Origin of the sequence: Spiroplasma endosymbiont of Lariophagus distinguendus, from assembly GCF_023846195.1 — a bacterium.
GTDB lineage: Bacteria > Bacillota_I > Bacilli_A > Mycoplasmatales > VBWQ01 > Spiroplasma_E.
Genome location: NZ_JALMUW010000057.1, coordinates 1 through 6,788 on the forward strand (window position 1 = coordinate 1; position 6,788 = coordinate 6,788).

General features: G+C 24.4%; 9 protein-coding genes. 5 read left to right on the plus strand and 4 right to left on the minus strand.

The genetic code is table 4. The features are described 5' to 3' along the window. A partial coding sequence (locus M0D11_RS04830) for an acetate and sugar kinases/Hsc70/actin family protein (protein ID WP_252320601.1) occupies positions 1–255 on the minus strand: 255 nt, incomplete at its 3' end. A 30-nt stretch (positions 256–285) separates the two neighbouring features. Next, the gene (locus tag M0D11_RS04835) at positions 286–1,425 is read right to left on the minus strand and encodes a rod shape-determining protein (RefSeq protein ID WP_252320604.1); all 1,140 of its coding nucleotides are present in this window, start codon (positions 1,423–1,425) and stop codon (positions 286–288) included. Positions 1,426–1,603: 178 nt separating this feature from the next. On the opposite strand from M0D11_RS04835, the gene rsmA reads away from it, so the two are divergent. From rsmA to pth, 3 genes are all read left to right on the plus strand, one after another. After that, positions 1,604–2,449 carry a 16S rRNA (adenine(1518)-N(6)/adenine(1519)-N(6))-dimethyltransferase RsmA gene (rsmA, locus tag M0D11_RS04840; protein ID WP_252320606.1) on the plus strand — a complete coding sequence of 282 codons (846 nt, stop codon included), beginning with the start codon at positions 1,604–1,606 and terminating at the stop codon, positions 2,447–2,449. 262 nt (positions 2,450–2,711) lie between these two features. Continuing rightward, positions 2,712–3,719 (plus strand): ribose-phosphate diphosphokinase, encoded by a 1,008-nt coding sequence (locus M0D11_RS04845; protein ID WP_252320608.1) that lies wholly within the window; start codon positions 2,712–2,714, stop codon positions 3,717–3,719. 21 nt (positions 3,720–3,740) lie between these two features. Next, the gene (gene pth, locus M0D11_RS04850; protein WP_252320610.1) at positions 3,741–4,304 is read left to right on the plus strand and encodes an aminoacyl-tRNA hydrolase; all 564 of its coding nucleotides are present in this window, start codon (positions 3,741–3,743) and stop codon (positions 4,302–4,304) included. 19 nt (positions 4,305–4,323) lie between these two features. On the opposite strand, the gene M0D11_RS04855 is transcribed toward pth, so the two are convergent. Both M0D11_RS04855 and M0D11_RS04860 read right to left on the minus strand, forming a co-directional pair. Next, positions 4,324–4,581 carry a hypothetical protein gene (locus M0D11_RS04855; RefSeq protein WP_252320612.1) on the minus strand — a complete coding sequence of 86 codons (258 nt, stop codon included), beginning with the start codon at positions 4,579–4,581 and terminating at the stop codon, positions 4,324–4,326. A 204-nt stretch (positions 4,582–4,785) separates the two neighbouring features. Beyond that, a protein-coding gene (locus M0D11_RS04860) for an IS5 family transposase (protein WP_368862531.1) occupies positions 4,786–5,575 on the minus strand; the annotation gives its coding sequence in 2 pieces (ribosomal slippage) (positions 4,786–5,308 and positions 5,307–5,575; 792 coding nt in all). Positions 5,576–5,734: 159 nt separating this feature from the next. Between M0D11_RS04860 and M0D11_RS04865 the strand changes: the two genes are divergently transcribed. Together M0D11_RS04865 and M0D11_RS04870 are read left to right on the plus strand one after the other, a co-directional pair. Next, entirely contained in the window at positions 5,735–6,373 is a 639-nt protein-coding gene (locus M0D11_RS04865) for a hypothetical protein (protein ID WP_252320614.1), read from the plus strand. A 218-nt stretch (positions 6,374–6,591) separates the two neighbouring features. Further along, positions 6,592–6,788, plus strand: a 197-nt coding sequence (locus tag M0D11_RS04870; protein WP_252320616.1) for a hypothetical protein, incomplete at its 3' end; no start/stop codon positions are given.

Below are 6,788 nucleotides of genomic sequence, written 5' to 3' on the forward strand. Positions count from 1 at the left end.
AACTGGACGCTTAATAACAACATTTTCATTTGTTTTATCAATTAAAGCTTTAGCTTCTTCACCATAAAGAATAACATTTTTTTCATAGTCTTCAGCAAGATAAGTTGGAGCATCATATGTAAGTCCAATGTTAACATACCTTGCTTTAAAGTTTTCTGTTCCGACATCTAAAGCTAATCATTGGTAGTCATTAATAGACTTAATATTACTTTTTTTATTTAAGTTTTCTTTGGGTTTTTTATCAAATAATCCCATTTTTTTTCCTCCTTCTACACACCTGGAATTTTAATTACTTGGTCTAATGAATCCTTTTTCATATACATCTTGTTTATGAGTTTCATAGGCTTGAGTTCCTCTAATTACACACTCTCTTGGATTATTAGCAGATACCACATGTTCTAAATTTAGTCGTTTTTTTAGATAAGTTGTAATATTTTCAAGCAAAGCACCCCCACCAGTGATAGTTAAACCGTCTTTCATAATCATTTCTGAAAAGGCAGGTCCGGCTTTATCGATAATGTCACTACATAGTGCAACAATTGGTTCAAAGGCTTCGGTAACTACTCTAGCTACTTCTTGCTTAGGAACTGTAATTTGTTCAGGTTTTTTAGTTTTAGTACTTTTTCCATGGATAGTAATTTTATTTTCACTATCTTTTTCACCATCTATTCAAATACCAGCACTAATTTTTGTTTTTTCAGCCTCCATTGAGCTAAGAGATATATAGTGCATTTTTTCAAAATGTTCTTTAATACTACGTTCAATAGCATTTCCAGCAATTGGAATTGAATCTTGAACAATAACTTCTCCACTTGATAAAATGGCACAGTCAGAAGTTCCACCACCAATATCAAGAATAAATACTCCTGAAGCATCTCAAAGTGCTTCCCCAGCACCAATAGCTGCCAATTTTACTTCAGGAACAATAACAACTTTTTCAGCTTTCATTACGCTTTCATTACTTGCATTATATCTATTGGGAAATTTATCACTATAAATTGGAATTTTAGCTACTTTTTTTCCTTGTAGAATTTCACGTAAAACAGTTCTATCTAATTTATAAACCTTAGATGGAATAGCTACAAGTGCTACTGAATTTTCTCAAATTTTTTCAGCTTTCACATCAATAATTTGTGTAAAAATTTCAGTTAATAAAGCAATCAAAGCATTATTGTCACTAATAACACCATTAGCCATTGGTTCTCTGAAAATTTTATTCGCTGGAGTTTTTTCTTTCATTAATAAAGCAGCTTCACCAATGAATACTTCTCCGTTTTCTGTATCAAATACAATTGCTGATGGTTGACTATAAACAACCCTTCCATTAACTCTGACAATTAAATTTCTTGTTCCTAAATCTAGAGAAACAATATTAACGTCTTGGTTATTGCATCCGTCATTAGCAACCTCTATTTTTGTTGCCATATAAAAATCATCTCCTTTTCCCACTCAAATTAATATTTATTTATTAAGTTGATATATGTTAATATTACCACATGTAGATTTGCTAGTAGTAAATTTAGCATATATGATTAGTTGGCTAACTATTTGTTTAATTATTACTAGTATATAATTAACTAAAAATGTGAATTGGAGAATAATAATGGAAAATCCAAAAAAAATATTGAAAAAATACGACTTACATGCAGTTAAAAAGTTTGGACAAAACTTTTTAATTAATAATAATATAATTGATAAAATTGTTAAAACTAGTAATTTTAAAGATGAAGATGGCATTGTTGAAATTGGAGCGGGCATTGGTCATTTAACCAATAAATTACTCAGCACTGCGCAAAAAGTTGTGACAATTGAAATTGACAAAAAATTAATTCCTGTTTTAGAAAAAGAGTTAAATGAATACAAAAATTTAAAAATTATAAATGATGATTTTTTAAATTTAGATTTAAAAAAAATCATTAATGAAGAATTTGCAATAAATCAAAAAATTCATGTAATTGCAAATTTGCCTTATTATATTACCTCACAAATTGTTTTAAAATTATTAGAAAATATTGAATTATTTGATTCATTTACATTAATGATGCAAAAAGAAGTTGCACAAAGATTTTGTGCTAAACCTAAAACTAAAGTATATAATAATCTTTCTGTTATGTGTCAATTTTATTGTGATGTTAAAATTATTTTTGATGTTAGTCCTAATAATTTTACTCCGATACCTAATGTCACAAGTAGTGTTGTTTATTTTAAAGTAAATCCTAAATTTCAACTTGATGAACCACAATTATTTTGAAAATTTGTAAGAAGTTGCTTTGTTAATAAGAGAAAAACATTAGTTAACAATTTGGGTATTTATTTAAATAGTAAAGAAAAAGCCGTTAATTTAATTAACGACTTATCTTGATCATTAACAATAAGATCTGAAGAATTAACATTTTCAATGTTTTACCAGTTATTTACTATTATTAATAATAAATACGTTTCAGAATAATTATTAAAATTAATGATATTAGATTGTGGATAATAAGTATATAAAACACCTCAGCAATAATCCTTGTTTATTAATAAACATATTTTTAAATATTTATTATCCGTTAACTATTATAATGATTTTATTTTTTCTTGCAAAAGATATAACTTTTTATTAATTATTTTTAATTAATAGTCTTTAAATTTAATATACTTAAATTGTAATAAACATTGTATAATGAAATTATAATTATAATTTTTAGAAACATGTAAAGGAGGATTTAATGAATAATGTAGAAAACATTGTAGTTTTTGGTTTAAGTGCTAGTCAAAAATTTACACAAGAAGTTTGTAAAAAACTTAATATTGAACCTGGAAAAGCAGAAATTAGTCGTTTTGCTGATGGTGAATTTAACATTCAATCTATAACATCAGTACGAGGGAAAGTGGTATATATTATCCAATCAACTTCGCCGCCAACTAATGATAATTTAATGGAATTATTAATTTTTGTTGATGCTTTAGTTCGTGCATCTGCTGCTAAAATTCATGTAGTAATTCCTTATTTTGGTTATGCTCGTCAAGATCGAAAACAAGGTGGTAGACAACCTATTACTTGTAAACTTGTTGCAAATTTATTAACTGTTGCGGGTGTTGATCGTGTTATTACTGTTGATTTACATTCACCACAAGAACAAGGATTTTTTGATGTTCCTGTTGATGATTTACGAGCAACTCAAGATTTAGCATCTTATTTAATTGAAGAAAATTTAACTAATTTAGTTGTTGTATCTCCAGATCATGGTGGTGTTACTCGTGCTCGAAGATTAGGTAATTATTTAAGTGTACCTTTGGCAATTATTGATAAAAGAAGAACAACTCCTAATCAAAGTCAAGTTAAGTTTGTATTAGGAGATGTTAAAGAAAAGAATGCTATTATTATTGATGATATGATTGATACAGGTGGTACTATTATTAATGCAGCAAAAGCTATTAAAGAACATGGTGCAAAATCAGTTTATATTTTAGCTACTCATGGTATTTTTAGTGGGCAAGCTTCAAAAAATTTGAAACAAGCTGTTATTGATGGAATTATTAAGGAAGTTGTTATTACTAATACTATTGAAATTTCTGAAGAAAAAAAATTTAATGGCTTAAAAATTATTTCAATTGCTGATTTTATTGCAAAAATGATTAATGCTTCAATTAATAATAAATCATTAACAAAAGTTTATGATGATAAAACAAATGAATTAATAAAAAAAATTAATAATAAAAATAGTAAAAAATAATAAAGAGGAAATTTAAAGTAGATGAAATTAGTTATTGGATTAGGAAACCCAGGTAAAGAGTATGAATTGACACGTCATAATATTGGTTTTATTGTTATTGATATGATTTGTGAAACATTACAATTAAAAATTAATCAAACTAAATTTAATGGTCAATATGTTAAAACTGTTGTTAATGGCACTGATGTTATTTTTTTGAAACCATTAACTTTTATGAACTTATCAGGTTTTTGTGTTTCAAATTTTATGAATTATTTTAAAATTAAAATTGAAAATGTGTTAATTATTCACGATGAAGTTGATTTAAATTTTGGTCAATTTCAATATAAACAAAAATTTAGTGCTGCTGGTCATAATGGAATTAAAAGTATGTTTAATCAAATTGGTAGTAAAGATTTTCAAAGATTAAGAATTGGTGTTGGTAAAAATCCTAATTTTAACACGGCTGATTGAGTTTTGAGTAAGTTTAGTAATGATGAGTTAAAGAATATAAACGATCATAAACAATTTTTTGTAGAAAGCATTAGTAGTTGAATTACTGATAGTAAATTTGAAAATATTATGAATAAATATAATAAAAAATAATTAATATATTATAAAAATATTAAAGAATATTTTCATTTTTATGTTTTCTACATAAGTAAACATAAAGTTGTGTTTCTTTTTCTTTTTTAATTTTTTCTAATTCTTTTTTAATTTCTTCAATTAATAAAATATCATTTTGTGTTTGCTGATATTGATTTATTTCATTTATTTTTTCAAGTTTTGCTTCTAGTAATTTCTGTTTACAAATAGGACAAAGTTTGTCAAAATCATCATTATTATCATTTTGAAAACTGTCATTATCAAAATTTCATTTCATTTTTTAAGTTTCCTTTACTAGTTTATTTTTAATAACAATATTTTGATAATCATTATTAAATAATTATATAATTAATTTATAAATTTATAAATACTTTTTTTTGAGTAGGGCGCATAAAGTTGATGGATAGTTTTATAAATAATAAGAACGATAGAAATATCGTTCTTTTTTATTATTAGCACCTTTAAATATCTAAGAACCTGTTTAGGATCTTTTTAATAAAATTGAAATAAAGGAAAGAACAACCATTTGTAAGCTAGTATTTAATTTTCTTTCACAATTTTTTCATAATCTTCTGCATTTTTCTAATCATGCAAAACTTCGTTCTACAACTCATCTTTTTGGCAATAATACAAAAGAATGTAATTCATTACGTTTGATAACTTCAACATTTGCATTTATGATTGTTTTGATTTTAAAAGCAAATTTTTCACCAGTATAACCAGCATCTACTAGTATTTTTTGAACTTTAGATAAATTTTCTTTTTCATTTTCAATCATTATTATAGCACTATTACGATCTGTTTTTTCTGCTGTGGTTATGTAAATTGCATGTGGTAAGCCTTGAGAATCAACAGCAATATGACGCTTTATTCCTGAAATTTTTTTACCAGCATCATAACCTTTATTTTTAGCAGTATCTGTGTTCTTAACACTTTGTGAATCAATTATACAAAAACTAGTTTGTTCTTTTCTACCATTATTGATACGAACTTTTCTAACTAATTTTTTTTAAAATTACTTGTCAAGTGCTAGGTTCTTTATCACTATTTTTACTTCAAATTTGAAAATAATAATATACAGTTTGTCATTTTGGAAAATTTTTTGGTAACATTCTTCATTGACATCCACTTTTTAATACATATAAAACTGCACAAAATACTTCATATAAATCTAAATTTCTTGGTTTTGTTTTCTTTTTGCTATTTTCTAAAATTGATCTTATGTTCTCAAATTGTTCTTTAGTAACATGACTTGGATAATTTTTATGCATATATACCCCTTATCTTAAAATATATAGTCATTTTACGTTATTTTATAAAAGATTCCAAACAGGTTCTTAGATAAAATTAAAGTAAAAGATAATGAATATATTTATATAAATGTAGATGATTGTTTTGTACCAGTTTGAAATAAAGATAATAAAAGAGAAATGCAAAAAATTAGAAGTATTTCATATAATACTGGTAAAAAACAAATAAGTAAAAATCGTAATAAATTATTAAATAAAAAATATAATTTTATGTTTAATTATAAATCTAATCCTAAAGAAGATTATTTTCAAGATAATCCTACTGTTGATAGTACTTGAAAAGGATTAATAAATTATTATGATTTTTATAATCCAAAATTTGTAGTATGTGGTGATGGTGCTGGATGAATTAGAACTTTAGCAAAATATTTAGGAGCATATTATGTTTTTGATAAATATCATGCTTTAAAATATTTATGAACAGCATATAAACCTAATTCTGGTAAAAGAAAATTAATTATTAATAAAGAAAAATATAATAATTATAAAATTGCTAAAGATTATTTTTGTAATGGTAATTATGATGAATTAATAAAATTTTTAATTAAAACTAAAGTAAATAAAGAAACTTTAAGAATTTTTAAAAATAATAAAGAAGGTATTATTAATCAAACTGCTAGTTGAAATATAGGTTGTAGTGCTGAAAGTGATGTATTTTATTTAGTTAAAAGTCAAACTAAAGGTGCAAAAATATATAATTATAAAACTTTAAATAATATGTTAATTTCACGGGCTAATTTTTTAAATAGTAGAATATAAATTTAATTATTTAAAAAATAAAAACTAAGTCATTGACTTAGCATTTTTGTTATAATTAAATTGTAAAAATTTTAAAAACTTTAATTATAATTCTTGAAGTAATAAACCAAAAGTGCTATAATTAAAGCATAAATATAGATTTTACTAATTTTCTTTCGTTAGATTATTAAAATCTATCCACAAAATTTATTCGTCCTTTTGAATATAAAGGAGACAATATGAAAGCAAAAAAAAATATAATCAAACCAACAATAGAAAAGGCAAAAACTAAAGTTGAACAACTTAATAAAACTATTAAACCAAAAGTTAAAGATGTAAAAAAAGCAACTAAAGTAAAAACGCAATCAATAAAAACTGAAACTGTTAAGCCAATCATTAATAAGATGAAAGTAGATTTTGAAAAGTCAAAACATAT